The organism is Aporhodopirellula rubra, assembly GCF_014192335.1.
Lineage (GTDB): Bacteria > Planctomycetota > Planctomycetia > Pirellulales > Pirellulaceae > Rhodopirellula > Rhodopirellula rubra.
The window spans coordinates 1-1,138 of the sequence record NZ_JACHXU010000073.1 but is presented as its reverse complement, the minus strand read 5'-3'; the positions used below and the strand labels follow the sequence as shown (position 1 = coordinate 1,138).

At 49.5% G+C, this 1,138-nt stretch carries 1 protein-coding gene; it reads right to left on the bottom strand.

The window, feature by feature from the left end; translation table 11 throughout:
- Positions 1-190: 190 nt before the first annotated feature.
- On the bottom strand, positions 191-724 hold the full coding sequence (locus FHS27_RS30685; protein WP_184310283.1) for a DUF4303 domain-containing protein: 534 nt from the start codon (positions 722-724) through the stop codon (positions 191-193).
- Between the last annotated feature and the right edge of the window lie 414 nt (positions 725-1,138).

Genomic DNA, 1,138 nt, shown 5'->3' with positions numbered 1-1,138 from the left:
TCCGGCGAACGGCACCTCACCTCCACCAGCGGAAAAAAAATGAAGTAAGACAAAACAGAGTCAAAACCCACTTGCCAAACAACGGACTTCATAGTTGTTACACATCACCGAGCCGGGACAGTCGATGTTCCATTTGTAGAACTTCGCAAGCTCGGCTTCGGTGGATGTGATGGTTATTTGCTGCTTCCGCCTAGATTTCGATCTGAGATTCAGCCTCTTGACTCGCGGCAAACTCTGATTGTAAACGTTCGAGCTTTTGATCAACGTTGATTTTTGATGCCCAGTACAAGAATTCCTGTGGCTCCACACCGTGCGTTACGCTGAAAACCGCATCTGTCATTGCAGCGTCGGATGCTACGACGATACTCAACGCCTCACACAACATTTCAACAATTCGCTCGTCAAATTCTGAGAGTTCTCCACCACGAATAGCATCGGATAACAACGCGGACGCAGCCTCGAAGTGTTTGTGAGTATCTTGAAACCAGCCGTCATCTGGATTCGCCCATCGCAGCCATGTTTGCTTCGTGGCTGAATCTAGATTGTTCTTGTAACTTTCAGCACACGACGCCAATCGCTCTTCCGTCGCTATGGCGCAATGAACATGGTAACCAACAGAGGAAGGCACTAGCGCGACGGCGTAAACCGTCTCGTCGTAAGCGTTCACGAACTCATGGATCGCATTGTTTAATGCATCGGCAACCGCATCGACGATGTGTTGCATTGTGTCCTCACGTGCAAATAACGGTGGTCGTCACCGGGCACGGAGAGACGACCTTCCATTTGTGAAAGCATGCAAGCCGTGCTCCGCGTGCACGACATTGTTACCCGCCGCTTTTTGGTTGCAACGGATCGTGTTCTCTAATGCCAATGTATCCGGCGAGGAATCGACCAGCAACATACGACACGAGATAGGCCGCAGCAAAAACGGTGCAAGTCAACCATAGGAAGATGGAAACATAGCAGCACAGTTCAATGCCGAACTTCGTTGTGGGTTGAAGCACAAAGAGGATGGGATAAAGCAATTCGGCGTGATGGGATTGACTTAGGAGCTGTTCGGAAATAACTTCGGGATTTCATGCTGGTAGAACATAGTTGAATTTACCGAGGGTTTCATCACGCTCTGTCGGTTCGTTTT

What these genes read in the sequence shown, in the direction of transcription:
- FHS27_RS30685 (WP_184310283.1), bottom strand. Translation starts at nt 724, where the DNA reads ATGCAACACATCGTCGATGCGGTTGCCGATGCATTAAACAATGCGATC.